Below are 26,308 nucleotides of genomic sequence, written 5' to 3'. Positions count from 1 at the left end.
CGTGATGGTCAACTATTTACACTAGGAGTGTAACTTTCTGATCGGGCGCGTCAACTACTCGCAACATCTCCGTTACCTGCCGCGACCGTTACGTCCGCTATCCGGTGCGTGATCAGCGAAAACGCCCGTCCGCCCGGCGTTGTCCGGTCCGGATACCCTGCGGCAGAGTCCATCGACCCGCGAGGAGACCGATGAGTGCCCAGCAGCCTCCGCCCGTCCCGGACGATTCGCGGCCGGAGAGCCTGACCCCGCCCGCCGACCCCTGGTCGGCCGAGGCCTCGACCGAAACCTGGCCGTCGGCGACCTTGCCCCCGGCCCCGCCGGCCCCGCCGCCGGCCCCGCCCGCGGCCCAGGCCGCCCCGGCCCAGCCCGCGTCGGCGTATCCCACCTCGGCTCCGCCTCCGGCGTATGCCGATCCGACCGCGCCCCCGGCCTATCCCGGCCCGGCGTCGGCCTCTCCCGCGCCGACCGCGCCTCCGGCCTATCCCGGCTCAGCGGCGGCCTCTCCCGCGCCGACCGCGCCTCCGGCTTATCCCGCGCCGGCTCCGGCCTACCCCGCGTATCCGGCACCGGCCCCTCCGGGGTATCCGGCGCCGGCGTCGGGCCCTCCCGGATATCCCGCACCGGCGTCGGCCTATCCGGCGCCGGTCTCCGCCTACGCCGTCCCGCCCGGTGCCGGTGTCCCGCCGGCGCCCTACGCCTACCCGCCCGCTTACGCCCCGGGATATGCCCGTTCACTGCGTGGCCCGGCGATCCTGGCCGGCACCGGCCTGGCCCTGACCATGGTCTATTCGCTCGTCCTGGAACTCCTGACCCGGTCACTGCCCGTCGGCACCGACAACGGTCTGATCGCCGTGTTCCTCGGCTATCTCGGAGTTTTCCTCTTCACCGTGGTGACGTTCCTGGTCTGGCTGCATCGCGCCTCGACCAACCTCTGGAACACCGGCCACCGGCTGAAGTGGCGTCCCGGCTGGGCCATCGGCGCCTGGTTCATCCCGCTGGCCAACCTGGTGCTGCCCCTGCTGGTGTTCCGCGAGATCGACCAGCAGAGCCGCGACCACGGCCCCGGCCTCTTCGTCACCTGGGCGGCCGCCTGGACCATCGGCATCGTGGTGGACGGCTACGCCAGCAACGGCGCCGAGCAGTTCTCCGGCCTGTCACTGATCACCACGCCGGTCGCCGCTGTCGCCGCCATCCTGCTGATCCGCCGGATCACCACCGACCAGCAGCGCCTGGTCCAGCCCACCCCGTTCTGACCGCTGCCCTCTCGACCGATACGGCCGACCCCGAATCCCCCCGCGAATATCAAGCCAGGCCTCCCGCCGGCGCCGGTATCGCGCCATGGCGGGGAGCGAGGTCATGCCGGGGCCCGCACCGGTATCGGCGATGTCGCGGAGGTGAGGGCCTGCGCTGGGGCCCGCACCGGTATCGGCGATGTCGCGGAGGTGAGGGCCTGCGCTGGGGCCCGCACCGGTATCCGCGATGTCGCGGAGCGAGGCCAAGCCCGTGTCGGCCGCCGGTATTCGCGATGTCGGGGAGGCGGGGCCAAGCCCGCGGCGGCTGCCGGTATTCGCGATGTCGGGGAGGCGGGGCCAAGCCCGCGGCGGGCAGCGGTATTCGCCCGGTGGGGACGTGAGGCCGAGCCCTGTGGCGGTCTGCGCCGTCGGTCTCGGACGCTAGGCCACGCCCCGCGGGCGGAACTGCACGCTCACTCGTGGCCCGACCGGCCGCGCCGTTTTCGGAATCGCGTGCTCCCAGGTCCTCTGGCAGGAGCCGCCCATCACGATGAGATCCCCATGCCCGAGCGGGAACCGCAACGTCTCGTGCGCTCCCGCCCGCGGCCGCAGCAGCAGGTTGCGCGGCGAGCCGACCGACACGATCGCCACCATCGTGTCCTCGGTGGCCGACCGTCCGATCGTGTCCCCGTGCCAGGCCACGCTGTCCCGCCCGTCCCGATACAGACACATGCCCGCGGTGGCGAACTCCTCGCCCAACTCCTCGGCATAGTGCGCGTTCAGCGCGGTGCGGGCCTCGACCAGCGCCGGGTGGGGCAGCGCCTCGTCCTCCCGGAACCAGCGCAGCAGCCGGGGAACGTCGACCACGTCGTCATACATCTTCCGCCGCTCGGCGCGCCAGTCGATGCCGAGCAGCGTCTCGAACACCGCGTCCGACCCGTGCAGCCAGCCAGGCAGCACGTCGACCCAGGCCCCGGCGGTGAGCCGGTGCCGGGTCGCCCCGGACAGCGGCTCGAGCGTCGGGCCCGAACCGGCCATCAGATCGAGCATCGAGGGCTGATAAGCGCTGCTCATCCCGCCATTCTAGTACGCACGTTCGATGCCGTGGCCCCGGCGTTCAGTGCCGCCGCGCGCTGAGCACGACCAGATAGCGACACGGCGCATCGCCGGGATTGTGGTACTCACCCGGGGCGGGCGCACCCAGCTCCAGGCAGTCCCCGGCCTCCAGCTCATGCGTCACGTCACCCTCGCGAAACCGCAACCGCCCGTCCAGCAGATAGATCTGGTGCCGGGCCAGCGCATAGGCATCCGCCGGGTAGGCCACCGAGGCGCCGGGCGGCAACTCCACCTCGACGATCTGTGCCGGGCCACCGGCCGGTGACACCGACCGCCGCCGATACCCGGTCTCCGGGTCGGTCCACACCGGCTGGTCCGCGCGCCGAGCCAGTCGGCGACCGTCCTGCTCGGTGCGCGTGAACAGCTCGGACAACGTGATCCCGAGCGCCGCCACGAGCCGCCCGAGCAGCGCCGCGGTCGGCTGCGCCGCACCCCGCTCGATCTTGGCGATCATCGCCCGGGACACCCCGGACCGCTCGGCCAGGGTCTGCACGCTCATCTCCCGCTCGGCCCGCACGGCCCGCAGGGTCGCGGCCAGATCCGCGGTGAGTTCATCCGACATGATCGCCACTATAGTCGTCACTGCTGCTTACTATCGTGCCCATTGTCGCTTACGCTGGGCGCATGTCGCTGACCATCCGGGATGCCACCGCAGCCGACGCGGACGCGTGCGCCGCCATCTACCGGCCCTATGTGCTGGACACCGCGATCACCTTCGAGACCGACCCGCCGACCACCGCGGAGATGGCCGCCCGGATCGCCTCGGCCGCAGCCACCCACGCCTGGCTGGTCGCCGAGGACGCCGGACGGGTGATCGGTTACGCCTACGCCGGCCCGTTCGCCACCCGCCCGGCCTACCGCTGGTCCTGCGAGGTCAGCGTCTACCTGGAGAGCGGCCGCCGCCGCACCGGCGCGGGCCGCGCGCTCTACGGGGTGCTGCTCCCGCGCCTGGTCACCCGCGGTTACCAGGTCGCCGTGGCCAAGATGACCCTGCCCAACGAGGCAAGCCTCGGCCTGCACACCGCCCTCGGCTTCCAGCCCGTGGGCACCCACCCCCGCATCGGCTGGAAACACCACTCCTGGCACGACGTGGCCATCGCCCAGCTGGCCCTCACCCCGCCCGCCGCTCCCCGCTGACCCCGGCCGGTCGTTGTCCGGATCAGTCGGTGGCGAGCCGGGCGTGCTGGTGCATGTCGTGCCACCCGTCGGCATGGCGCGCCTCGCCACGCTTGGTGCCCTCGACCGGATAGCCGGCCTGAGCAGCCACCCGGCAGGACGCGGTGTTGGCCGTCGCATGGTTCAGCTCCAGCCGGTGCAGCCCCAGCGTCCCGAACGCCCAGCCGGTCAGCGCGCCGAGCGCCCGCGGCGCGATCCGGCGCCCCCGAAACCCGGGCAGCACCCAGTAGGAGAGCTCGGCCGCCGCCTCCCCGAGGTCGATCCGCCGGAAACTGATCTGCCCGGCGACCGCGTCACCGTCGACCACGGCCCAGCCCGCGCCGGTCTCGTCCCGCCATCGCCCCGGCCACTGATCGATCCACGCCGCGGCCTCGTCGTCGGTCATGGTCCGGCAGTGCCAGCGCTGAATCGCCGCATCCGCATACCCGGCGACGACCGCCTCCCGATCCGTCACCCGCCAGGGCCGCAACAGCACGCCGTCCCCGGCGATCTCGGGTTGGGCGATGGCGGCCAGCGTCCCGGCGGACAGCGCAGGCGTAACAAGCAAAGGCATCCGCCGACTCTATGCGCACCCGAGACCGCACTCCGCGTCGTCCACAGCCGCGAGTTGTCCACAAGGCTTCGGCACACCACCCCGCTTTTCCGCCACACTGACCAGCGGGGGCATCCCCTTGGTGGGGTGGGCCCTGGCCGGCGGGGCTCAGGGCGTACCGAAAAGTGAATTAAGCCTGGCCACCGCCTGCCGCGGGCGAATCGGCGGGCGGGACCGACGGGTCGGCCTCGGGGTGGTGATAGGTGACCCGCTCCGGCGGCAGCGGGAACTCCATGTCCTCGCCGAACGGCGACAGCCCGCCTTGCAGCGGAGCCGCCAGCTCGGCGATGTCCATCCGGCCGTCCGGGCCGACCGGCGGGCCCTCGGGCAGGCGCTGGCCGTTGGGGGTCTCGGCGGTGAGCGGAGGGCGGCGCGGGGTGGGCACGCCGCCGGTGGCCTCGGCCTCCAGCTGGTCGCGGCGGAAGATCTTGCGGCCGAGCCGGACCAGGGGATCGTATCGGCGATCCACGACGCGCTCCTTCATCGGGATGATCGCATTGTCGGTGATCTTGATGTGTTCCGGGCAGACCTCGGTGCAGCACTTGGTGATGTTGCAGAAGCCCAGGCCCTGGCTCTGCTGGGCGTACTGCTTGCGGTCGGTACGGTCGTCCAGCGGGTGCATGTCCAGCTCGGCGGCGCGGATGAAGAAGCGCGGGCCGGAGAACGCCTCCTTGTTCTCCTCGTGGTCGCGGACCACGTGGCAGGTGTTCTGGCAGAGGTAGCACTCGATGCACTTGCGGAACTCCTGGCTCCGCTCGACGTCGACCTGCTGCATGCGGTACTGCCCGGGGGCGACGCCGGGCGGCGGGGCGAACGCCGGGGTCTCGCGCGCTTTCTCGTAGTTGAAGGAGACGTCGGTGACCAGGTCGCGGATCACCGGGAAGGTGCGCAGCGGGGTGATCGTGATCGTCTCGTCGCTGGTGAACGTGGACATCCGGGTCATGCAGCCGAGCCGCGGCATGCCGTTGATCTCCATCGAGCAGGAGCCGCACTTGCCGGCCTTGCAGTTCCACCGGCAGGCCAGGTCGGGCGCCTGGGTGGCCTGCAACCGGTGGATGATGTCGAGCACGACCTCGCCGTCGTTCACCTCGACGTCGAAGTTCTCCAGGTCGCCGCCGGACGAGTCGCCCCGCCAGACACGGAAGTGGCGTTTCACTCTTCCCCCAGCCCTGTCAATTCCTCTGTGGTCAGGTACTTGGCCAGCTCACTGCGGTCGAAGAGGTCGAGCAGCTCGGGACGCATGGTGGGCACCGGCTTGCGTTCCAGGTGCACCTCACCGGCCTCGTCGAGCGAGCAGACCAGGTTGACCCGCCGCCACTCCGGGCTCATCGCCGGGTGGTCCTCCCGGGTGTGCCCACCGCGCGACTCCTCGCGTTCCAGTGCGGCTTTCGCCGTGCACTCCGAGACGATCAGCATGTTGCGCAGGTCGAGGGCGAGGTGCCAGCCGGGGTTGTAACGCCGGCCGCCGCCGACCGCGACGTTCGCCACCCGCAGCCGCAGCTCGTGCAGCTTCTTCAGGGCGTCGCTGAGCTCGCCCTCCCGGCGGATGATGCCGACCAGGTCGCCCATCACCGCCTGGAGGTCCTGCTGCAACGTGTACGGGTTCTCCCCCTCGGTGCGAACCAGAGGGGCGAGCGCCACCTCGGCCGCCGCCGCCACGTCGATCCGGGTGACCTTGGGCCGTTTGGGCAGCGTGTCGACGTAGGCCGCGGCGTGCTCGCCGGCCCGTTTGCCGAAAACCAGCAGGTCGGAGAGGGAGTTGCCACCCAGCCGGTTGGAGCCGTGCATGCCGCCGGACACCTCGCCGGCCGCGAACAGCCCCAGCACCGAGCCGAACGCGGCGCCGGTGTCCGGGTCGACCTCCACCCCGCCCATCACGTAGTGGCAGGTCGGGCCGACCTCCATCGGCTCCTTGGTGATGTCGACGTCGGCCAGCTCCTTGAACTGGTGGTGCATCGACGGGAGCCGCTTGATGATCTGCTCGGCCGGCAGCCGGGTGGAGACGTCCAGGAAGACGCCGCCGGCCGGGCTGCCGCGGCCCGCCTTGACCTCGCTGTTGATCGCCCGGGCCACCTCGTCGCGGGGCAGCAGCTCGGGCGGGCGGCGGTTGTTGTCCGGGTCGGTGTACCAGCGGTCCGCCTCCTCCTCGGTCTCCGCGTACTGCTTGCGGAAGACGTCGGGGACGTAGTCGAACATGAACCGTTTCTGCTCCGAGTTGCGCAGCACGCCGCCGTCGCCCCGGACCGACTCGGTGACCAGGATGCCTTTCACACTCGGCGGCCAGACCATGCCGGTCGGGTGGAACTGGAGGAACTCCATGTTGATCAGCGTGGCGCCGGAGCGCAGGGCGAGCGCGTGCCCGTCGCCGGTGTACTCCCACGAGTTCGAGGTGACCTTGTAGCTGCGGCCGACGCCGCCGGTGGCGAGCACCACCGCGGGCGCCTCGAAGAGCAGGAACTCGCCGGAGTCGCGGTAGTAGCCGAACGCGCCGGCCACCCGATCGCCGTCGAGCAGCAGCTCGGTGATCGTGGTCTCCTGGAAGACCCGGATCCGCGAGTCGTAGCTGCCGGTCTCGGCGTAGTCCTCCTGCTGCAACGAGACGATCTTCTGCTGGAGGGTGCGGATCAGCTCCAGGCCGGTGCGGTCACCGACGTGCGCGAGTCGCGGGTACTCGTGCCCACCGAAGTTCCGCTGGGAGATTTTTCCGTCTTTCGTACGGTCGAACAGCGCACCGTACGTCTCCAGCTCCCAGATCCGCTCCGGGGCCTCCTTGGCGTGCAGCTCGGCCATCCGGAAGTTGTTCAGGAACTTGCCGCCGCGCATGGTGTCCCGGAAGTGCACCATCCAGTTGTCCCGGGAGTTCACGTTCCCCATCGCGGCCGCGGCGCCGCCCTCGGCCATCACCGTGTGCGCCTTGCCGAACAGCGACTTGGAGATGATCGCGGTCTTCTTGCCGGCCAGCCGGGCCTCGATCGCCGCGCGCAGGCCGGCGCCGCCGGCGCCGATCACCACGACGTCGTACAGATGGCGTTCGGTAGTGGTCATCGTCGCGCTCCCTCAGCCGATGATCCGCAGATCGGAGATCCAGTTCGCGGAGACCGCCATGATGTAGAAATCGGTCAGCGCCAGGGTCCCGAGAGTGATCCAGGCCAGCTGCATGTGCCGGGTGTTCAGCGAGGACACCACGGTCCACAACCGATAACGCACCGGGTGTCTGGAGAAGTGCTTGAGCCGGCCGCCGATGATGTGCCGGCAGGAGTGACAGGACGCCGTGTACGCCCAGAGCATCAGCACGTTCACCCAGAGGATCAGGTTGCCCAGACCCAGGCCGGTGGTCTGCGCCCGGATCGCGTCCCAGGTATTGATGATCGAGATCAGGAACGCGGCGTAGAACGCGTACCGATGGGCGTTCTGGAAGATCAGCGGGAAGCGGGTCTCGCCGGAATACGTCTGGTGGCCGTCCGGCACCGCGCAGGCCGGCGGGGAGAACCAGAAGGCGCGATAGTACGCCTTCCGGTAGTAGTAGCAGGTCAGCCGGAAGAGCAGCAGGAACGGGAGGGTGAACGCCGCCTCCGGGATCAGCCAGAAGCTCGGCAGGGGAGTGCCGAACTCGGCCGCGTCGCCGCACCGATCGGTGATGCACGGTGAGTAGAACGGCGTCAAGTAGTGATACTCGTCGACGTAGAACCACTTGTGCAGGAACACCCGGACCGTCGCATACGCCACCCAGGCGGTCAGCCCGAGGAACGTGATCAGCGGCGCCAGCCACCAGCGATCCGTCCGCAGTGTGCGCGCCGAGATCGCCGCGCGGGGCCGCCCCGCGCCCGGCCTCGATGCCGTCGTCGTCATGCCATCCCCCTGCCGGTGCCGCGTCAGCTGCGCGGGCCGACCGGAAGCGGACACACGGGTGCCCTGCCTCGGCCGTCCTCGCACGACGGTGATGTGGAGCACACGTTACGCCGAAGGTCCGACAGTTTGCGGGCCGGGGATGCCAAGTAGGTCACAAAAACATCATCCCGGCCCGCAAAGACGATCACCGATAAGCTAATGGATCTATCCAGATGCGTTGCCGGTGATGTTCCAGGACGCCAGGTGCAGCGCGGGCGCGGCGTAACGCGCGTCCTCCCAGGCGCCGGGCAGCAGCACCGACTCGCCGCCGATCCCGAGCACCCGGCCCGGGCCCAGCGCCTGCGGGTACGACTGGGTGAACCGCAGGTTGCTCACCGGCCGGACGATCTCGCCGTCCTCGACCAGCCACACCCCGTTGCGGGTCAGCCCGGTCACCACCAGCGTCTTCGGATCCAGGACCCGGGTGTACCAGAGGTCGGTGACCAGCAGGCCGCGCCGCATCCGGGCGACCAGCGGGCGCGCCGACTCGGCGACCGCGGCCGACGCGCCCGGACTGCCGGCGGCCGGCGCCGGGCCGGCCTCCAGGCGCGGATGCGACGGGTACGGCCCCCAGGAGCGGGAGGTGGACGTGCCGTGCCCGGTCGACTCGGTGCCGGCCTGCGCCGCCGACGTCCGGTCGTGCGCCACCGCCTGGGTCACCCCGTCGCGGACCAGCACCAGTGACCGGGCCGGGGTGCCCTCGTCGTCGAACGGCAGGCCGGGCGCCGGCTCACCACGGCTGCCCAGCGGGTCGTCCACGATGGTCACCGACGGGTCGAACTGCTCCTTGCCCAGCTCGGCGAAGGACTGCTTCTGCACGAACGACTTGCCGTTGAAGCCGAAGACCGCGAAGTTCTGCAACAGGTCGGCGACCGCGGTCGGCTCCAGGACCACCTCATACTGCCCCGAGGGCAGCTCGGCGGGGGCGGTGGCGGCGCGTGCCTTGGCCGCCGCGCGGGCGCCCAGCGCGGCACCGTCCAGGTCGGCGAGCCGGGACGCGGCCAGCCGGGCCACGCCGTCGGCGCCGGCGTCGCGGGCGATGCCGTCCATCGCGGCCTCCGCGGTGCGGCCCTCCACGGCCTGACCGGCCGTGTTGGCGAAAGCGGCGGAGACGTAGACGGTGCGGCAGTACCCCGCGGTCTCCAGGCCGCCGGCGGCGTCGACGAACGCGCGGACCCGTGCGGCCCGCTCGTCCGGGGTGGCCCGGGCGGTCGCCTCGTCGAAGCCGAAGGCCAGCCCGGAATGCTCGCCGGAGCCCGGGTGACCGGCCGAGATGTGCAGCGCGGCCGGTTTGGTGAGACCGGCCCAGGCCGGGTCGGGCGGGGTGACCCGGACCGCCGACAGGGTCCGCTCGACCAGCGAGCGCAGCCCGTCGACGCTGGTCAGCGTGCTGGAGCCGCTGGCCGTCCGGCCGTCCAGGTGCAGCCGCAGCCGGACCCCGGTGGTCGCCTCGGCGACGTTCTGGTGGATCGCCGAGTTGGCGAATCGGGTCAGCGCGAGCGCGTGGTGCCGAACCGTGACCTCGGCCTCGGCGGACCGGCCGGCCAGCTCCCGGACCAGCTCCACCACCTTCGCGGCAATCTGCAGCTCGGCGCTCATCCGTGCACCCCCACCCTGACGTTCGTGAACCGGGCCGGCGCCGCCGGGTGCCCGGTGTGCCCGATCTGGCCGGGCTGTCCCTTACCGCAGTTCGGCGTGCCCCAGGCGACCGTCTCGGACGAGAGCATGTCCATCGACTGCCAGAATTTCGGGCCGATCCCGGTGTAGGTCGGGTTGCGCAGCATCCGGCCGCGCCTCCCGTTTTTGATCTCGTAGCCGATCTCGCAGCCGAACTGGAAGTTCAGCCGCCGGTCGTCGATCGACCAGGACCGGTTGGTCTCCATGAACACACCGTCGTCGGTGGCCGCGATGATCTCGTCGAGGGTGTGCGGCCCGGGCTCCAGCCCGACGTTGGTCATCCGCACCATCGGCAGCCGGGACCAGCCGTCGGACCGCACGCTGCCCGCGTAGTCCAGCCCGGCGACGGCGGCCGAGTCCCGCCCGGCCAGCACGCCCACCCAGATCCCGTCGCGGACCGCGTGCCGCTTCGCCGCGGGGGTGCCCTCGTCGTCGAAACCGAAGCTGCCCAGGGCGCCGGGGAAGGTCGGGTCGATGGTGATGTTCATCAGCTCGGAGCCGTATCGCAGCGAGCCCAGCCTGGTCAGGTCGAGCCAGCTGGTGCCGGCGAAGGCGGCCTCCCAGCCGAGGATCCGGTCCAGCTCGATGGCGTGCCCGACGGACTCGTGGATCTGGAGGGCGAGCTGCGAGCCGCCGAGGACCAGGGTGGTCTCGCCGGCCGGGCAGGGCGGGGCGGTGAGCAGCTCGCGGGCCTCCTCGGCCAGGCGCGGCGCGTTGCCGACCAGGTCGAGCTCGTCGACCAGCTCCCAGCCGCGAGTGCCGTACTGCCCCGGCAGGGAGCGGCGCTGGACCTCACCGTCGCCGATGGCGTTCGCGGTCACCCCGCCGCCGCACTCCCGGATGTGCTGGTCGATGCGGTGGCCCTCGCTGGAGACGAACCACTTGTGGGTGTCCCAGATCGCGTACCCCGCCTGGGCCAGGTCGGCGCCCGCCTCCTTGGCCGCGAGCGTGGCCCGGACCAGCAGGTCGCCCTTGTCCGACAGCGGCACCGACAGGGGGTCGATCGCGCAGTCGCTGGCCCAGCTCGCGGTGACCGGCGCGGACGGCATCAGCTCGGCCGGCGGACCGGCCACCCGGGCGCTGGCCGCGGCGATCTGGGCGGCGCGGCGGCCCGCGGCGCGCGCCGCGGGCTCGGAGAGATCGGGAACGGCGTAGAAGCCCCAACTCGAGCCGACCAGGGCGCGAACCCCCAAGCCGGCGCTCTCGTCGGAGCCGAGATCCTCGACGGCCCCGTCGCGGGCCGTCATCGACTCGGTGCGGCAGACCATGACCCGGGCATCCGCATAGCGGGCGCCGGCGTCGAGCGCGGCCTGGACCGCCGCGCCCGCCTCATCGAAGTGGCTCATGCCCCGACTTTATGAGCCCGGTACGACAAAACCGGTCAGCCGGCCAACTGTTCCCGGAACCAGTCGCGCTCACCGGACAGGGTCAGCTCGGGGCCGGCCATCAGCAGCGGGCCGTGCGGCTCGGCGTCGGTGAGCGCCTCGGTCAGGCTGTGGTTGCGGTAGACGTGCGCCGAGTCGGCCGGATCGCCCAGGTACCGCTCGGCGATCGGCCGCGGCAGCGCCGTCCAGTCCCGCACCGGTTCCCGGGCCACCCCGCAGCGGAACACGTCCGGCCGGCGCAGCACCGCGAGCGCGGCCAGCCAGCCGCCCAGCCCCCGGCCGCGCACCGCGACCCGGCCCAGGTCCAGGTCCGGGTGCTTGCCGGTGAGCGCGTGCAGGCCGTCCACCAGGTCGGCGAGGGCCAGGTCGGCGAGGCGCCGGTGCACCGCCTTCTCGAAGCTGGGCGCCACCCCGGGCGTGCCCCGCGAGTCGATGCTCAGCACGGCGAACCCCGCATCGGCCCACCACTGCCGTTCCTGCCAGGCGGCGTCCTCCGCGCGGACCTGCTGGTGTCCCGGGCCGTCGCCGAGCGCGACCAGCACCGGCAGGCTGCCGCCGAGGTGCCCGGCAGGGTAGAGCACGCCGGCCGGCAGCCGCCGGTCGGTGACCCGCTCGAACACCGGCTCCGGCCGGTACGGCAACTCCGCCGCCACCGTTCGCAGCGTCCCGATCCGCCGGTCGCCCCGCCACACCTGGTCCCCGGCGATCAGCACGTCCCCACCGGCGACGAGGTCGCCGGAGAACTCCCCGGTCAGCCGGGTCACCTCCGGCCCGCCCCCGCCCAGCGAGGTACGCACCCGGAACACCTCCCGCACCGCCGGGTCACCCATGCTCCCCTCGACGATCAGGTCCGGCGCCCCGGCCGGTCCCGCCGCGCGGGGCAGCGTGCCGGCCACCCGCCGCACGTACAGCCCGGGCGGGGTGAGCAGGCTGCCGTCGGCGAACAGGCAGCGCGCGTCGAACCCGTCGTGCGCCAGCTCGCCGCCGACCAGCACCCGGCCGTCCGGCAGGTGCCGCGGCGTGCCCGGGATCGGTTCCACCCAGCGGGCGTCGGCGAGCTCCGCGTGCACCTGGGTCTCCCCGGTCCGCGGGTCCACCGACAGCACCAGGCCGTGCTGCTGCATCCGGCGCAGCACGGTGATCAACGGCCCGCCCCCGGCCCAGCGCACCTGCGCCAGATGCGGGTACGTCTCCCGGTCCCAGTGCACGTCCACCCAGCCGTCGTCCAGGTCGAGCAGGTGCAGGCTGGTCGACCCGGCGGTCCGGACGGCCAGCACCTGGTTCCCGTCCGGCGACCACCACCAGCCCCGGGTCCGGCCGAACTCGCCCGCGCCGGTCCCGGCGACTCCCCAGGCGATGCTGCCGCCGTGCTCGCGCCAGGCGCTGCCCGGCTCGCCGGCCAGCAGCCGATCGCCGTCCGGCCCGTGCACCCGCAGCGTCGCCGACCCGCCCGGGTCGGTGACGTAGCCGATCCGGACGCCCTGCGGGTCGGGCCGCGGGTCGTACACCGGCTCGCCGGTCGGGACCGCGGTCACCGCCCCGGAGATCAGGTCGGCCCGGAACAGCCGGCCGCCCCGGGCGAACGCCGCGGTCCGGGCGTCCCGGTCGATCGCGTACGAGTCGACCGGTCCCGGCGCGATCAGGTGCTCGTCGAGCGAGGTCAGGTCGAGCACCCAGAGCGCCGGATCCGGCTGGAAGGCGCCGGACGAGCGGAGGAAGGCGACCCGCGCGCCGTCGGCGCCGACCGTCACGGCATGCGGCGCGCCGTGGCTGAAGTTGCCGGTGCGCTCGGCGAGTCCGGGGTAGTCCACGTCCTCAGCATCGCTGATCAAGGGGGACTCCCGCCGGGTAAACCGATGGGCTCGTCGAGCGAACCTGTCGGTGGTCGCGCGTACAGTATCCGCCGTGACCGTCGAGCAGACCGCACCCGATTCGCTGCCCGCCCGCAGACTGCTGCTGGTGCACGCCCATCCCGACGACGAGGTCATCGGGACCGGCGCGACCATGGCGCACTACGTCTCCACCGGCGCCCACGTGACGCTGGTGACGTGCACCCTCGGCGAGGAGGGCGAGATCCACGTCCCGGCCCTGTCGCAGCTGGCCGCCGGACAGGCCGACCAGCTCGGTGGCTGGCGCCTGGTCGAGTGGGAGCGGGCCTGCGACGCGCTGGGCGTCACCGACCGGCGCATGCTGGGCGGACCGGGGCGCTACCGGGACTCCGGCATGATGGGCCTGGAGACGAACGAGCACCCGCGCGCGTTCTGGGGCGCCGACCTGGACGAGGCGGCCGCCCACCTGGTCGAGATCATGCGGGAGATCCGTCCCCAGGTCATGATCACCTATGACGAGAACGGGTTCTACGGCCACCCGGACCACATCCAGGCCCACCGGGTCGCGATGCGGGCCGCCGAGCTGGCCGGCCCGGACGGCCCCGCCAAGATCTACTGGACCGCCCAGCCGCTGAGCGTCCTGCGCGACGGCATGGAGGCGTTCAAGGAGTCGGAGAGCAACCCGTTCGCCGACGTCGAAACCATCGACGACCTGCCGTTCGGCACGCCGGACGAGGAGATCGCCGCCCGGATCGACGGCACCGAGCACTATGCGAAGAAGACGGCCGCCATGCGCGCCCACGCCACCCAGATCCCGGACAACTCCTGGCTCTACGGCATGGCCGGCGACTTCGGCGGCGAGTTCATGGGTGTGGAGTACTACACGCTGGTCAAGGGCGAGCGCGGTCCCGGCGAGGGCCCGCACAAGTGGGAGAGCGACCTGTTCGCCGGCCTGGATCTGGACGCCCGATGAGCGGGCGGCTGACGCTGGCCGCGGGTGTGCTGGTCACGGTCCTCGCCACGGTGGTGCTGACCATGCTCGAGTTCGAGCTGAGCTCGCTCCGGGTGGGCGGCGTGACCGGCCTGTTCCGCGGCGATGTCGACGTCTGGACCGGCACCGGCCGGTTGATCGGCCTGGCCATCCCGATCACCGTCGCGGTCAACCTGGCGCTGGCCTGGTTCGCCGTCGCCACGATCGGGCGGAGCTGGGCGATCGGTGTGCCGTGGGCGCTCTGGACACTGCTGGCCCTGGGCGCCGCCGGCACTCGCACCGCCGAGGGGGACTATCTGCTGGGCGGGGACAACTGGGTGGCCCTGGTGATGATCCTGGTCGGCAGCGTGACGTTCGCCGTCTACGCGTACCGGATGATCATGAAACCGCTCAAGGCGGTCCCGAGGCCGAGCTGATTGTCAGACGACTCTCAGCCTGCCTCTAGGAACTGTGGCGCACCATGGGCCAAGATGACCGGGAATCGAGCATCATTCGTTCCCGGGAGGACTTGATGAGGCAGCAGCGCTGGTTCCGGATCACGGTGCTGGCGGTCGCCCTGTTCGCGATCAACGCGGTGACCAGGCTGGTCGTCCGCTTCGGATTCGACAGTTCGGACACCGCGCAGACCCGTGGCTCGATCGTCATGTTCGGCCTGGTCGCGGTGACCCTGGGCATCCTCGCGTTCACCTGGTCGCGCCGCCGGCGGCTCACCGACTGGCTGCCCGACCTCGGCGGCGGCGCGCTCGGCGGCATGCTGCTGACCGTCCTGGTGGGACCGTTCCTGAGCGCCAGCCGCCCGCTGGCGAACGGGGCGGGCGACTTCTTCGCCCAGATCTGGCTTTACGCCGCCTGCGCGATCGTCGGGACCCTGCTCGGTTACTGGACCGCGGTGCTGCTCGGCCTGGACTTCCGCTCCCGCTCGCTGAAGGCGTACAGCGAGCGCCGGACCACCCGGCCCCGCAAGATCGTCCGCCGCTAGGCGAGCGGCGCTTCCCGCGTCAGATAGGTGTGATGGGTACTGAAACCGAGCTGACCGTACAGCGCCACGGCGCCCGCGTTCCGCTCCTCCACCTGGAGATACGCCCGGCTCACCTGATGCTGCGCGGCCCACTGCGCGAGGCCGCGGACCACGTGCCGCCCCAGGCCGCGCCGCCGCGCGGCCGGCGTGGTCTGCAACAGCGAGATGCCCAGCCAGCGGTCCGGCCCGCTGATCGCCCCGCGAGCGACCGCGATCAGCTCACCGTCCGCGTCGCGGACGTGGGCGAAGACCTTTTCCGGTACGCCGGTCAGGATCCGCACCGCGGCCGTCGGCAGGTGCCCCTTGTGCGCCGCGACCATCGCATACCAGTCGTCGCCGGGGGAGTCGGCCAGGTCGACCGGCGGCAGGTCGGCGCGGACCGCGGCGGCCAGCAGCGGGGCCAGCGGCGCGGTCTGCACCAGCGTGAGCGGCCGGGCGGTCCAGCCCCGCTCGTCCAGGGTCGCGTTGACCGGCGCGGCCAGCGGCATCGGCGCGTTGATCATCGGGCGCTGGCCGCGGTCGTGGTACCACCGCTCGACCGCGTCGATCGCCGCCTCCAGCGGCCGGTCCGGGTCGCCGACGGCGAGCGCCGAGTTCGCCCGGCCGGTCCAGTTGTCCGCCGCGCGCAGCAGCCAGTTGCCCAGCCGGGCGCGGACCGGGGCGGGCCAGGCGGCGTCGGCGGCCAGTTCCAGGGCGATCACCGCGGCGGCGTGCGGGCGGCGGGCCGGCGGCACCCGCTTCGCCCGGTGCACCTCGCGCAGCGGCACGCGCAGGGTGCCCTTGTCGGTCGCGATTGTGAGATCGGTCTCGGTGAGGTCGACGAGCTCGCCCAGCGCATCCGTGTAGAGCGGGCGATCCTCGGATACGCCTACAATTCGCCGTACCACCACCCGGTGTCCCACATCCTGCTGTCGGAGCACGTATTACCTCCTTCGGCGGGAATACTAGGCTCTGCATTTGTCGTCGGCGGTCCACGCGGCGCGGCTTTGAAGGGAAAGACCCGTGACCTACATCATCGCTGAGCCCTGCGTCGATGTTCTCGACAAGGCATGCATCGAAGAGTGCCCGGTCGACTGCATCTACGAGGGCAACCGGATGCTCTACATCCACCCCGATGAGTGCGTGGACTGCGGGGCCTGTGAGCCGGTCTGCCCGGTCGAGGCGATCTTCTACGAGGACGACGTCCCGGAGCAGTGGAAGGACTACACCAACGCGAACTACGAGTTCTTCGAGGATCTCGGTTCGCCCGGTGGTGCCTCCAAGGTCGGCAAGATCGAGAAGGACGCGACGTTCGTCGCCGCTCAGCCGCCGCGTGGGGACGCACACTGAGCGCTCTGTCGTCGGCCCTGCCGGATTTCCCCTGGGACCTGCTGGAGCCGGCCAAGACCCGCGCCGCCTCCCACCCGGACGGCATCGTCGACCTCTCGGTCGGCACGCCGGTCGATCCGGTCCCGCAGGTCATCCGGCAGGCCCTCGTGGAGAGCGCCGACACGCCCGGCTATCCGCTGACCGCCGGCACCGCGACCCTGCGGGCCGCGATCGCCGGCTGGCTGGCGCGGGCGTGCCGCGCTTCCGGTGCGCTCGGGGTGCTGCCCACCATCGGCTCCAAGGAACTGGTCGCCTGGCTGCCGACGCTGCTCGGCGTCGGCCCCGGCGACCGGGTGGTCATCCCCCAGGTCTGCTACCCGACTTATGAGGTCGGCGTCCGCCTGGCCGGCGCCGAGGTGATCCGGTCCGACTCGCTCACCGCGGTCGGGCCGGCGCCGGTCAAGCTGGTCTGGATCAACTCGCCGTCCAACCCGACCGGCAAGGTCCTCCCGGCCGAGCACCTGCGCAAGGTGGTCGCCTGGGCCCGCGAGCGCGGCGCCGTCGTGGTCAGCGACGAGTGCTACCTCTCGCTCGGCTGGGAGACCGAGCCCGTCTCGGTGCTCTCCGACGAGGTGACCGGCGGTGACTACACCGGCGTGCTGGCCGTGCACTCGCTCTCCAAGCGGTCCAACCTGGCCGGCTATCGCGCCGGTTTCGTCGGTGGCGACCCGGCCCTGGTCGGCGAGCTGCTCGCGGTGCGCAAGCACGGCGGCATGATCGTGCCGGCGCCGGTGCAGGCGGCCATGGTCGCCGCGCTGACCGACGAGGAGCACGTGGCCGTCCAGCGCGAGCGTTACGCGGCGCGCCGGGAGATCCTGCGGTCCGCCCTGGTCAAGGCCGGTTTCGAGATCAGTCACTCGGAGGCCGGGCTCTACCTCTGGGCGACCCGTGGCGAGGACTGCTGGCAGACCGTGGAGCGGCTGGCCGAGCGGGGCATCCTGGCCGCGCCGGGCGCGTTCTACGGCCCGGCCGCCGCTCAGCACGTCCGGATCGCGCTCACCGCGACCGACGAGCGGGTGGCCGCGGCCGCCGAGCGACTCGCTGAGGGGATCTAGTCGATGGAGCGTCTCCCGGTCGTCGTCGCCAAGGGTGAGGCCGTCCGGGAGGTGCTGCCCGAGCAGGCGATCGTCCACGTCGAGTCGGCGGCCAAGGGCCGCAGTCGCGAGTCGGTGCTGGAGCGGCTGACCGAGCGGTCCGCGGCGATCGGCGCGGTTCTCGACCAGTTCGCCGCCGCGATCGAGCGGCGGGAGAGCGCCGGCTTCCACGTGCGCCCGCAGCTGAAGCGGCGCGGCGAGGAGGTCCTCGCCTATCACGGGGTGATCGCCACCCGGGTGATCGTCACTGACTTCACCGTGCTCGGCGACCTGTTGCTGCGACTCGGCGGCGAGGAGCTGACCACGGTCTCCGGCCCGTGGTGGCGGCTGCGCCCGGAGACCCGGGCGGCCGCCGAGGTCCGGCAGGCCGCGGTCGCCGACGCGCTGCGCCGGGCCGGGGAGTACGCCGCCGCCGTCGGCGCCCAGGTGGACCGCCTGATCGAGATCACCGACTCGTTCGCCGAGAGCGGTTACGGCATGGCGGCCGGCAGCGCGGGGTTCCGGAACCTGTCCGCCGAGGACGCCGGCTCACTGGAGCTGCAGCTGGAGCCGGAGTTGCAGACGGTGCAGGCCCAGGTCCGGGTCACCGTCACGATCAGCGAGCCGACCCTGCCTGAGCCTTCGCCGATCTGAGCGTTCCGGGCACGCGCCGCGCCCCGGTCGGCCAGACTCGACCGCATGCGCACGGGCCTCGGGCACCTGCTGCTGCGGGTGGCGAACGTGAATCCGCGCAGCGTGACGACGCATTCGGATCGCGTACTGTACCGCTCGATCGGCGTCTTCATCCTGCTCTACTTCCTCTACGCGACGATCGGCGGCGCGGCGTTCATCGACGCCAGCACCGGTTACCGGCATCCCTGGTACCAGTGGCTGGTCGGCCCGCTCGTCGCGGTCGGGGTGGTCGCCTACGACCGGGCCGTGGTCGGCCGGGTCGCGGTCAACTACGAGCGGCTGGACTCCACCGACCCGCACCTGCTCCTGCGCCCGCCGACGCTCGGCCTCTACCTGGGCCGGATCGGGCTGGCACTGCTGTTCGCGGTGGTGGTGACCGAGCCGCTGATGCTCGCCCGGTACCGCGGTGAGATCGACGCCCGGCTCGCCGAGACACACAACGCCCAGCTCGACCGGCTGGACGCGGGCGGCGCGGTGGCCGGGTACCAGGCGCGGCTCGCCGACCTGCGCGGACAGGCCGGCGCCGACGACGCCGCGGTCCGCTCGCTCACCGACCGGGCGGCCGGCAAACGCCAGGACGCCCGCATCCTCTACCGCCAGGCTCTGGCCGACTCGCGCGGCTCCGGTGTCACGCACAGCCCCGGCTGCCCACGTGGCGGCTACTGCCACGACCTGGTCCGCCGCTCCCGGTCACTGGATGCCCAGGCGGCCGCGCTCGACCGGCAGGCCGCCCAGTTGCAGCGCGACCAGCGGCCGGAGCGCGCCGCCCGAGCCGCCGAGCAGTCCCGGCTGGCGTCGCTGCTCACCACGGAGCGGGCGGCCAACGCCGCGGTGGTGCGCGGTGACTCCGGCTTCGGGGCTCGGACCGCCGCGATGTGGCGGCTGGTCACCGTGGACTTCTGGGGCGTCGGCGTGTACTACCTGGGCATCGCGTTGCTGATGGTGGCGCTGGACTGCGCCGCGATCGGCCTCAAGTTCGCCTCCCGGGGCAACGCCTACGAACGCAACGAGGCCCGCGCGGCCCGCCTCCGCGAGCACGAAGCGGCGCTGATCCACGAACGCGAGGTGCACGACGCCCGCACCTACGGCGACGCCACCGCCAAGGTGATCGCCGACGGGATCGAAGCGGCCAGCCATGACGTGCAGCTGGCTCGCGCCGCCACCGACCGGGCCCGGGCGGTCCTGCACACCGCGGTGGTGGTGGATCCCGCCGATCTTGAGCCGGGCTTCTATCGGGCCCGGATGGACGCGTAGGGCGTCCGGGCGATCATCGGTACCGCTGTCCACAGCGGCGGTCTGTCCACAGCGCCCGCTCCTGATCTTGCCGATGTCCGGCACACTGGCCAGTGGTGGCCCCCAGGGAGGGCGGGCCTGCGAGCGGGCAGCGGATCACCGCCGCCCGAACGCCCAAGCCGCCCCCGCCGCCACCAGCCCGGCCCCTGCCGCGGCCAGCACACCGTGGTGCTGCGAAGCCCACAGCTGCAGGCTCCGATCACTGGACCGGTCGTCGAAGTCACCGTGCGCCCCCGCGTCGGTCCGCTCGTCGGCGGGCTCCCACAGGTTGGCCGGCTGGTCCGGTGAGCGGCGCTGCTCGGTCTGCTGCCCCTTGAAGCCGGTCCGGGCCAGGTAACGGTCCAGGATCCCGGGCGCGATCGCGTTCGCCGCCAGGGTCAGCGCGGTCGACCCGCCCACCCAGTACTCCCGGCGTTTCGGGTGGTCGGCGGCGTACTCGACAGCACGCGCGGCCACCTCGGGCTGGTAGATGGGCGGCACCGGCTGGGCCCGGCGCGGCAGCCGGGACAGCACCCAGCCGAACTGCGGGGTGTTCACCGCCGGCATCTGCACCATGGTCACGTGCACGTTGCTCTTCTCGTGCAGCAGCTCCACCCGCAGCGACTCGGTGAACCCCTGGATCGCGTGCTTCGCCCCGCAGTACGCGCTCTGCAACGGAATCCCGCGATACGCCAGCGCCGACCCGACCTGCACGATCACACCCTGGTCCCGGGTGCGCATCCGGGACAGCGCGGCCCGGGTGCCGTATACGTAGCCCAGGTAGCTGACCTCGGTGGTCCGCACGAACTCCGGCATCTCGATCTCCACGAACGGGGCGAAGACGCTGGAGAACGCGTTGTTGACCCAGAGCCCGATCGGCCCGAGCTCCTTCTCCACCCGGTCCGCCGCCGCGTCCACCGCCTGGTAGTCGGCGACGTCCACCTCGATCGGCAGGGCCACGCCGCCGGCCCGCCGGACGTCCTCGGCCGCGCCGTCCAGGCCCTCCTCGCCACGGGCCAGCAGCGCGACGGTGTCGCCCCGGGCCGCCAGCCGCCGGGCCACCGCCCGCCCGATGCCACCACTCGCGCCGGTAACTACCGAAATCCTGGTCATGTCAGGTGAATGACCCGGATCCCACGGCCGGAAACCTCAGCGTTCGGTGCCCCTCGCCCGCAGCGGCACCGTGAAGTTCGCCCCGACGCAGGCCCTCGCCGTGTCGTGGTCCATGGACAGTGCCCGGGGCAGGGTGAACGCGCCCACGGTGTTCTTCGCCACTTCCCAGGAGACCGGGTAGGACATCTGGTTGACCCGGACCCGGGGCTCGACGCAGCCGGCGTCCCGATGTTCCGGGTCGGCGATCACGTTGCCCGGCCCGACCCCGATCGACGTGATCCGGATCGGCACGTTCCGGTCGTTGGTGACCGTGACCAGCAGGTTCCCGTCTTCGCCGGGCCGCAGGATCTGGCCGAGGTCGTTGCGCCCGGGCAGCACCATGTCGATCGGCGCCGGGGCCGGCGCGGCGACCGGTTCCGGTTCGGTCAGCCGCCAGTACGCCCAGGCCGCCCCGGCGTTGGCCAGCATCGCGGCGATCGCGGCCAGCCCCAGGATGGTCTGCGACCGCCGGTCGAACCGGCGCCGCCGCGGCTCCCGCACCTCCCAGGTGGGCTCCTCATGATCCGCGGGGTCGAGCTCGATGCGGCCCTCCGGTTTCCGGCCCCAGCGGCTGCCGTCGGGGTGGTTCGTCAGGACGTCACGCCGGATCACGCGTCCGCCCCCGAGGCGGCGGCCGCGGGCGGGTCGCTCAGGTGTGGCATGCGGCTCGTTCCTCCTCGGACGCCGGTGGAAAAGGCCGGGCTGGCGTTCATACAACGTTCCCTGATAGAGATGTCCGATGTGATCGGTTTTCCGTCCGCCGTTGTAGGCGCATAAATCGGAACGATCTGCCCGAGCGGATTAACCCGCCGGAGGGATCGGTCACCCCCCAGGGTCGCCGCCGAACTGTCCAACGTGCCCCTCGACACGCCGCCGACCTGCATGAACGCTCTCCTAGCGGTCACCGCCGACCGCTTCAAATCCGCGACCTTCTAACCAGCAGCCACCGTCGGCTGCGTGCTCGCGCTGTCCACCGCGACGGTCGAGACGGACGGCGCGGGGGCCGAGACGGACGGCGCGGGTGGCGAGGTCGCCGGCGTGCGGGTCGGGGCAGGCGGCTCGGTCTCGGCCGCTTCGGGCTCGGCCGCCGCCCGCGGCGCCGTTCCGCGAGATCCGCCGCTGGTCACCGCAGTCTCCGCGCCCCGCGCCCGATCCTCGTTTTTCGGTACGAAGATGGCCGCCGCGCTCGCCGGTCCCAGCCACCGGGTCCCCGCCCGTGCTCGCACCACGTAACTCCGGCGCCCTCGACCGGCCGCGGTGTCGACGCAGCTCAGCGTGCCCGCCGGAACGTCACAGACGATGCGCCGCCCTCCGCCGGCCAAGCCGGTCTCCTGTCGCCCTCCGTGGGCCTCGCCGGTCTCCTGCCGCATTCCGTCGGCCTCGCCGGTCTCCTGCCGGGTTACGCCGGCTCCCTGCCGGTTTCCGTCGGCTTCCTGCCGGGTTCCGCCGACCTCTTGCGGGGCGCCATCGGTCTCCTCCACCCGGTACCCGCCGACCGGCGCTCCGGACCGGAACCGGACCGGATCCCACGTGATGACCGGATGACCCCTGTCCTGCCGCACGGCTGGTCTCGGCACGACCGGCAGCGTTCCGCCTTCGATCGCACCGCGTGCCGAAGCCGCCCCGAGCATCCAACCGGCCCAGGCGGTCAGCCCGCTCCCCGCCGCGACCACACCGGCCGTGACAGCCGCTACCAGCGTGATCGCTTCCTTACGCCGCATTCGGTGCGTTCCCCTCGACGGACGAGCGGCCGGGAGCGACATGCTCCCGGCCGGTGGGTTGGCCGGCCATGTCGTCGGCCCGCCGGTCTCCTAGCCGTTCTGGGCGACCGTGCTCTCGGCGTCGACCGCGACCGTGAACTCGTACTTCGCGCTCTGGCACGCGTTGGGGGCGTCCGCGCTCATCTGGAGGGCATCGGGATAGGCGACGGTGGCCGTGGTCGGGCTGTTGCCCGCGGCGAGCACGACCAGGTTGGCCGGGATCGCCGCGCCGGTGGCCACGACGCTGGTGCTCGGGCAGTCCTTGGCCTTGGTGCTGATCGCGCCGATGGTGATCTTGGTGATCTTCACGGCGAACTTGTTCTTGTTGGTCACCGTGACGTTCAGGGCCGACTTCCCGCCCGGGACCAGGTCGGCCGGAGCGACCCCGGACACGTCCAGCGGTACCACCTTGCCGGCCGTGGCGGACGCGTCGCCGTTGCCGGAGAGCGTCCAGGCGGCGTAGGCCGTGCCGGCCCCGATGACGGCCACGGCGGCGGCAGCGGCGACGGCGGTGGCAGAACGCTTGGTCATCTTGCGCATGGGGGAGTTCCTCCTGGAACGGTGTCGCGACGCGCGCTTCCCCGGTTGCGGAGCGGCGGAAACAGCGGGCGCGGGTCGGATCGGTGTCGCCGGAGCCCTGTCTGGCGTCCCGGCACTGCGACAAAGATGACCGACCCGCCCAGACCCGGCGATAGGGCGTCCAGGCCACCTGTTCGGGATGATCCGCCCCGCTCACCCGGCCGTTCCGGTTACTCCGCAAGCGTGAGCGCAAGCTGCCCCGTCGCCCCGCCGCAACGCGCTGACCTGCGGCGTTGCGGCACAGGACAGCGCAAGCCCGAACGTCGTTCACACGCCCGATCCGACGCGGCGGACCCCGGCCGGAATGGTGGAGAGCTCAAGTTCTCCCACGAGATTTCCCGCCACCCACCTCGTTCGGGTTAAGCCGATCGCCGCCCTCGTCCCCTGAAAGAGGCTTCCAGGCGACGCCTCTGTCAGGCAGACCCACGGCCGAAACCAGTGCCCCGTGCTGGGCCCGTGATTGTGCCCCCGGCCGGGCGACGGCCTCGGACCAGCAACCGGTGTTCCGTGGTGGGCTCGCGGTTATGCCTCGGCCGGACGGCCGCCTCGATGCGGGAACCCGTGGGCCCGTGGTGGTGCGTCGGCCGGGCGGCGGACTCGATGCGGGAACCCGTGGGCCCGTGGTGGTGCGTCGGCCGGGCGGCGGACTCGGGGCGCGAACCTGTGGGCCGGTGGTGGTGTCCCGGCCGGGCGGCGGACTCGGGGCGCGAACCTGTGGGCCGGTGGTGGTGTCCCGGCCGGGTGGCGGACTTGGGGTGGGAACCCGTGGGCCCGTGGTGGTGCCGCGGCCGGGTGGCGGACTTGGGGTGGGAACCCGTGGGCCCGTGGTGGTGCCGCGGCCGGGTGGCGGACTTGGGGCGAGAACCCGTGGGCCGTGGTGGTGCCGCGGCAGTGGCGGGCCTCGGGGTGGGACCCGGTGGGGCCGTGGTTATGCCTCGGCCGGGCGGCGGGCCTGGAGCAGGAACCGGTGCGCCCGCGCGGTGAACTCGCCGCGGGCCCGGATGACCGCGGTGAGCCGGGCCAGCTCCCGTTCGTATTTCTGCGGGCTGAAGTCGCGGACCTGCCAGGGCACCGTGCGCAGGTGGTGGACCACCGCGCGGATGTCCCGGAAGGCGAGCCCCGGGTGCTCCTCCCGCACGTCGGTCACCCGCAGGCCGGCCGCGGTCAGGGCGGCCGCCGCGGCCTCGGCGTCCCAGCGCCGCGGGTGCGGCGGCGGGGCGCCGAGCGCGTCGTTCAGCTCGGCCAGGTCATCGCTGCCGACCTGCTGGGTGAGCAGCACGCCGCCGGGCTTGAGCAGGCGGGCGATGTCGGCCGCCGGGAGCCGGCCGTGCCGGCTGAGGACCAGGTCGAACTCGTTCTCCCCGGAGGGCAGCTCGGTGAGCACCTCGACGCCGAACGGGGCCAGCCGCTCCCGGGCAGCAGGCGTGTTGCGGGCCCAGCTCTCCACCGCGACGGTGTGCGCGGGCAGCGGGACGAACTCGGCGAGCAGCTCGCCGCCGCCGGTGTCCAGGTCGAGCAGGCTGCCGGCGGTGCGCACCAGCGGACGAGCGATCTCCGGGAACGACCAGGACGGCTCGGACGCGACGGCCAGGCCGTCCAGCCAGGCGAACTCCCACCCGGTCATGGACGCGCCGGCCGCCGCGGTGTTGAGGTCGTCATCCGGCGGGCTGTTGCGCACACGCCGACGGTAACCAGAGCGGTCGCGCAAAGTCGCGGTGGTCTCACCGTTCACAGAAGTCGTGGCTGAACCGTGTTCAATCCGCGACTAAACGCTCAGGACAGTCCGGCGCGGACCGGCATGAGCAGGGAGAAACGGGAGTCGTCGGCGGCGCTGCGGATGGTCAGCGGGTGGACCGGGCCGTCCAGGTCGAGCAGCAGCTGGCCGGGCCCGCCCGCGTCCACGGCCTGGAGCAGGAACTCCCGGTTCACCGCCACGCGTGCGGTGTCGTCGGCCGTCCACTCGGCCTCGGCGGCCAGCCGCAACCCGCCGTCCGGGGCGACGGCGAGGACGGTGACGGGGTATTCCGCCCCCTCGTGCTCACGCCGCACCTCGGGGGCGCCGGTCACCAGCTCACGCAGCTCGCCGGGGTCGACGGTGATCCGGCGGCCCGCCTCGCCGCCGGGGCTGACCAGCCGGCGATGGTCGGGGAAGTCGACGTCCAGCGGTTGGGTTCGCAGCTCGCGGCCGGCGTGCTCCACGCGTACGGAAACGGGATCGATCTCGAGGGACAGCGGACCGGGACCGATCAGGCGGAGCTCGTCGGCGAAGGCCAGCGGAAGGTACTGCCGGGCCGGAGGGCCCTCGATCGTGGCCGGGACGGTGGCCACGGCGAGCCGGTAGCGGTCGGTGGCGACCAGGGTCAGCGTGCCGTCGCCGGTCTCGAACAGCACGCCGCCGGGGAAGGGCGAACCGGGGATCGGGTCGGTCGTCGCGAACCGGACCGCGGCGAGCGCGGCCGTCAACTCGGCGGCGGGCAGGGTGACTCGGGTCATCGGGCTCTCCTCCAGATCGAGCAGCGTGTGCAGGCGGAGGAGCTCGCGGCGGGCATCGGCGAGGCCGGACTCCAACCGAGCCCAATGCTCATCGAGCCTTTTGCGCACGGCATGCGGCTGCCCGAGATCACGCACGGCCTCCGCGATCTCGGCGACCGGCATGCCCACCCGGCGCAGCCCGGCGATCAACCGGGCCGCCCTGATCTGGTCGGCCGAATATCGCCGATAGCCGGTCACCGGGTCGACCACGGCCGGGACCAGCACGCCGGCGCCGTCGTAATAACGCAGCGCGCTGACCGTCAGGCCACTCGCCCGAGCAGCCTCGCCGATGTTCCGCATCTCGCTCCTCACGCCCATGACCCTGGTGCCTCGACCAACTGGAGGGTCAAGTGTCAGCCGCCCAGCAGGAGTGTCGCGGCCACCACAGCCATCACCACCGCGATCAGACCGTCCAGGATCCGCCAGGCGCCGGGCCGGGCGAGCAGCGGGCCGAGCCGGCGCGCACCCAGGCCGAGCAGGGCGAACCAGGAGAGGCTGGCGGCGGCCGCCCCCAGGCCGAACAGCCAGCGGTGCGGCTGCTGCTGGGCGACCGAGCCGAGCAGCAGCACGGTGTCCAGGTAGACGTGCGGGTTGAGGTAGGTCAGCGCCAGGGTGGTGAGCAGGGTGGCGCGCAGCGTGGCGGGCGCCTTGCCGGTCGGGTCCAGGCTGCCGGTGGGGTGCAGCGCGCGGCGGGCGGCGAGCAGGGCGTACCCGATCAGGAAGGCGGCCCCGATCCAGCGGATCGTGGTGACCAGGCCGGGCTGCGCCGCGATGATCGCGCCGAGGCCGGCGATACCCGCCGAGATCAGCACCAGGTCGGAGAACGCGCAGGTCAGGACGACTGGCAGGACGTGTTCGCGGCGCAGGCCCTGGCGGAGGACGAAGGCGTTCTGAGCGCCGATGGCGATGATCAACACGGCGGAGGCGACGAAGCCGGCGACGGCGGAGGTGAGCACGTCCCGACGCTAAGGT

Annotated in this window: 26 protein-coding genes; 10 read left to right on the top strand and 16 right to left on the bottom strand. The window is 72.3% G+C overall.

Translation table 11 applies throughout. The features are described 5' to 3' along the window. Positions 1–191: 191 nt before the first annotated feature. Positions 192–1,256: a DUF4328 domain-containing protein gene (locus tag Aiant_RS17300; RefSeq protein WP_189328525.1), complete on the top strand. Its 1,065-nt coding sequence runs from the start codon at positions 192–194 to the stop codon at positions 1,254–1,256. A gap of 420 nt (positions 1,257–1,676) precedes the next feature. Here Aiant_RS17300 and Aiant_RS17295 read toward each other — a convergent pair whose 3' ends face one another. Next, a complete protein-coding gene (locus Aiant_RS17295; RefSeq protein WP_189328526.1) occupies positions 1,677–2,309 on the bottom strand; it encodes an alpha-ketoglutarate-dependent dioxygenase AlkB in 633 nt (210 codons plus the stop codon). 43 nt (positions 2,310–2,352) lie between these two features. Continuing rightward, entirely contained in the window at positions 2,353–2,913 is a 561-nt protein-coding gene (locus tag Aiant_RS17290; RefSeq protein WP_189328527.1) for a helix-turn-helix domain-containing protein, read from the bottom strand. Positions 2,914–2,975: 62 nt separating this feature from the next. Here Aiant_RS17290 and Aiant_RS17285 point away from each other — a divergent pair, with 62 nt between their 5' ends. Continuing rightward, positions 2,976–3,488, top strand: coding sequence for a GNAT family N-acetyltransferase (locus tag Aiant_RS17285; protein ID WP_189328528.1), 513 nt, complete (start codon positions 2,976–2,978; stop codon positions 3,486–3,488). Between the two features lie 22 nt (positions 3,489–3,510). Here the strand turns inward: Aiant_RS17285 and Aiant_RS17280 are convergent, their stop codons facing one another. The 7 genes from Aiant_RS17280 to Aiant_RS17250 all read right to left on the bottom strand — a co-directional run bounded on the left by Aiant_RS17280 (position 3,511) and on the right by Aiant_RS17250 (position 12,820). Further along, on the bottom strand, positions 3,511–4,080 hold the full coding sequence (locus tag Aiant_RS17280; RefSeq protein ID WP_189328529.1) for a GNAT family N-acetyltransferase: 570 nt from the start codon (positions 4,078–4,080) through the stop codon (positions 3,511–3,513). A 169-nt stretch (positions 4,081–4,249) separates the two neighbouring features. Beyond that, positions 4,250–5,275 carry a succinate dehydrogenase/fumarate reductase iron-sulfur subunit gene (locus Aiant_RS17275; protein WP_189328530.1) on the bottom strand — a complete coding sequence of 342 codons (1,026 nt, stop codon included), beginning with the start codon at positions 5,273–5,275 and terminating at the stop codon, positions 4,250–4,252. Then, positions 5,272–7,164 carry a fumarate reductase/succinate dehydrogenase flavoprotein subunit gene (locus tag Aiant_RS17270; RefSeq protein ID WP_189328531.1) on the bottom strand — a complete coding sequence of 631 codons (1,893 nt, stop codon included), beginning with the start codon at positions 7,162–7,164 and terminating at the stop codon, positions 5,272–5,274. Before Aiant_RS17270 ends, Aiant_RS17275 begins: the two co-directional genes overlap by 4 nt. A 12-nt stretch (positions 7,165–7,176) precedes the next feature. Continuing rightward, entirely contained in the window at positions 7,177–7,968 is a 792-nt protein-coding gene (locus Aiant_RS17265; protein ID WP_189328532.1) for a hypothetical protein, read from the bottom strand. A gap of 204 nt (positions 7,969–8,172) precedes the next feature. Next, positions 8,173–9,606, bottom strand: coding sequence for a TldD/PmbA family protein (locus Aiant_RS17260; RefSeq protein ID WP_189328533.1), 1,434 nt, complete (start codon positions 9,604–9,606; stop codon positions 8,173–8,175). Next, entirely contained in the window at positions 9,603–11,030 is a 1,428-nt protein-coding gene (locus Aiant_RS17255; RefSeq protein WP_189328534.1) for a TldD/PmbA family protein, read from the bottom strand. Before Aiant_RS17255 ends, Aiant_RS17260 begins: the two co-directional genes overlap by 4 nt. 35 nt (positions 11,031–11,065) lie before the next feature. Next, positions 11,066–12,820 (bottom strand): S9 family peptidase, encoded by a 1,755-nt coding sequence (locus Aiant_RS17250; RefSeq protein ID WP_425322701.1) that lies wholly within the window; start codon positions 12,818–12,820, stop codon positions 11,066–11,068. Positions 12,821–12,974: 154 nt separating this feature from the next. On the opposite strand from Aiant_RS17250, the gene mshB reads away from it, so the two are divergent. From mshB to Aiant_RS17235, 3 genes are all read left to right on the top strand, one after another. After that, entirely contained in the window at positions 12,975–13,871 is an 897-nt protein-coding gene (gene mshB, locus Aiant_RS17245; RefSeq protein WP_189328536.1) for an N-acetyl-1-D-myo-inositol-2-amino-2-deoxy-alpha-D-glucopyranoside deacetylase, read from the top strand. Then, entirely contained in the window at positions 13,868–14,305 is a 438-nt protein-coding gene (locus tag Aiant_RS17240; protein ID WP_229829814.1) for a hypothetical protein, read from the top strand. Before mshB ends, Aiant_RS17240 begins: the two co-directional genes overlap by 4 nt. Before the next feature lie 95 nt (positions 14,306–14,400). After that, positions 14,401–14,868 (top strand): hypothetical protein, encoded by a 468-nt coding sequence (locus Aiant_RS17235; protein WP_189328537.1) that lies wholly within the window; start codon positions 14,401–14,403, stop codon positions 14,866–14,868. Here Aiant_RS17235 and Aiant_RS17230 read toward each other — a convergent pair. Further along, positions 14,865–15,827, bottom strand: a complete 963-nt coding sequence (locus Aiant_RS17230) for a GNAT family N-acetyltransferase (protein ID WP_189328538.1) — start codon at positions 15,825–15,827, stop codon at positions 14,865–14,867. The genes Aiant_RS17235 and Aiant_RS17230 overlap by 4 nt on opposite strands. Before the next feature lie 82 nt (positions 15,828–15,909). Here Aiant_RS17230 and fdxA point away from each other — a divergent pair, with 82 nt between their 5' ends. Genes fdxA through Aiant_RS17210 form a run of 4 tightly spaced genes read left to right on the top strand, consistent with a single transcriptional unit; the run spans position 15,910 to position 19,295 of the window. Next, complete coding sequence (fdxA, locus tag Aiant_RS17225; RefSeq protein ID WP_106127678.1) at positions 15,910–16,236, top strand: ferredoxin; 327 nt, start codon at positions 15,910–15,912, stop codon at positions 16,234–16,236. Continuing rightward, positions 16,233–17,330, top strand: a complete 1,098-nt coding sequence (gene dapC / locus Aiant_RS17220; protein ID WP_212847196.1) for a succinyldiaminopimelate transaminase — start codon at positions 16,233–16,235, stop codon at positions 17,328–17,330. The genes fdxA and dapC overlap by 4 nt, the downstream gene beginning before the upstream one ends. A gap of 3 nt (positions 17,331–17,333) precedes the next feature. After that, positions 17,334–18,002 carry an SIMPL domain-containing protein gene (locus Aiant_RS17215; RefSeq protein WP_189328540.1) on the top strand — a complete coding sequence of 223 codons (669 nt, stop codon included), beginning with the start codon at positions 17,334–17,336 and terminating at the stop codon, positions 18,000–18,002. A 45-nt stretch (positions 18,003–18,047) separates the two neighbouring features. Continuing rightward, positions 18,048–19,295, top strand: a complete 1,248-nt coding sequence (locus Aiant_RS17210) for a DUF4407 domain-containing protein (RefSeq protein WP_189328541.1) — start codon at positions 18,048–18,050, stop codon at positions 19,293–19,295. Positions 19,296–19,430: 135 nt separating this feature from the next. Here the strand turns inward: Aiant_RS17210 and Aiant_RS17205 are convergent, their stop codons facing one another. After that, a complete protein-coding gene (locus Aiant_RS17205; RefSeq protein ID WP_189328542.1) occupies positions 19,431–20,426 on the bottom strand; it encodes an SDR family oxidoreductase in 996 nt (331 codons plus the stop codon). Positions 20,427–20,462: 36 nt separating this feature from the next. After that, complete coding sequence (locus Aiant_RS17200) at positions 20,463–21,077, bottom strand: hypothetical protein (protein ID WP_229829815.1); 615 nt, start codon at positions 21,075–21,077, stop codon at positions 20,463–20,465. Between the two features lie 345 nt (positions 21,078–21,422). On the opposite strand from Aiant_RS17200, the gene Aiant_RS17195 reads away from it, so the two are divergent. Continuing rightward, positions 21,423–21,698, top strand: coding sequence for a hypothetical protein (locus Aiant_RS17195; RefSeq protein ID WP_189328543.1), 276 nt, complete (start codon positions 21,423–21,425; stop codon positions 21,696–21,698). A 578-nt stretch (positions 21,699–22,276) separates the two neighbouring features. Here Aiant_RS17195 and Aiant_RS17190 read toward each other — a convergent pair. The 4 genes from Aiant_RS17190 to Aiant_RS17175 all read right to left on the bottom strand — a co-directional run bounded on the left by Aiant_RS17190 (position 22,277) and on the right by Aiant_RS17175 (position 26,292). Then, positions 22,277–22,756, bottom strand: a complete 480-nt coding sequence (locus tag Aiant_RS17190) for a hypothetical protein (protein WP_189328544.1) — start codon at positions 22,754–22,756, stop codon at positions 22,277–22,279. A gap of 976 nt (positions 22,757–23,732) precedes the next feature. Further along, positions 23,733–24,482 (bottom strand): class I SAM-dependent methyltransferase, encoded by a 750-nt coding sequence (locus Aiant_RS17185; RefSeq protein WP_189328545.1) that lies wholly within the window; start codon positions 24,480–24,482, stop codon positions 23,733–23,735. A 95-nt stretch (positions 24,483–24,577) separates the two neighbouring features. Then, positions 24,578–25,636: a DNA polymerase III subunit beta family protein gene (locus Aiant_RS17180; protein ID WP_189328944.1), complete on the bottom strand. Its 1,059-nt coding sequence runs from the start codon at positions 25,634–25,636 to the stop codon at positions 24,578–24,580. Between the two features lie 53 nt (positions 25,637–25,689). Further along, on the bottom strand, positions 25,690–26,292 hold the full coding sequence (locus tag Aiant_RS17175; RefSeq protein ID WP_189328546.1) for a LysE/ArgO family amino acid transporter: 603 nt from the start codon (positions 26,290–26,292) through the stop codon (positions 25,690–25,692). Positions 26,293–26,308: the final 16 nt, after the last annotated feature.

The sequence above is a fragment of the Actinoplanes ianthinogenes genome, assembly GCF_018324205.1.
GTDB classification, from domain to species: Bacteria; Actinomycetota; Actinomycetes; order Mycobacteriales; family Micromonosporaceae; genus Actinoplanes; species Actinoplanes ianthinogenes.
The sequence above is the reverse complement of the archived record's forward strand: the minus strand, read 5'-3'. Positions and strand labels throughout refer to the sequence as shown.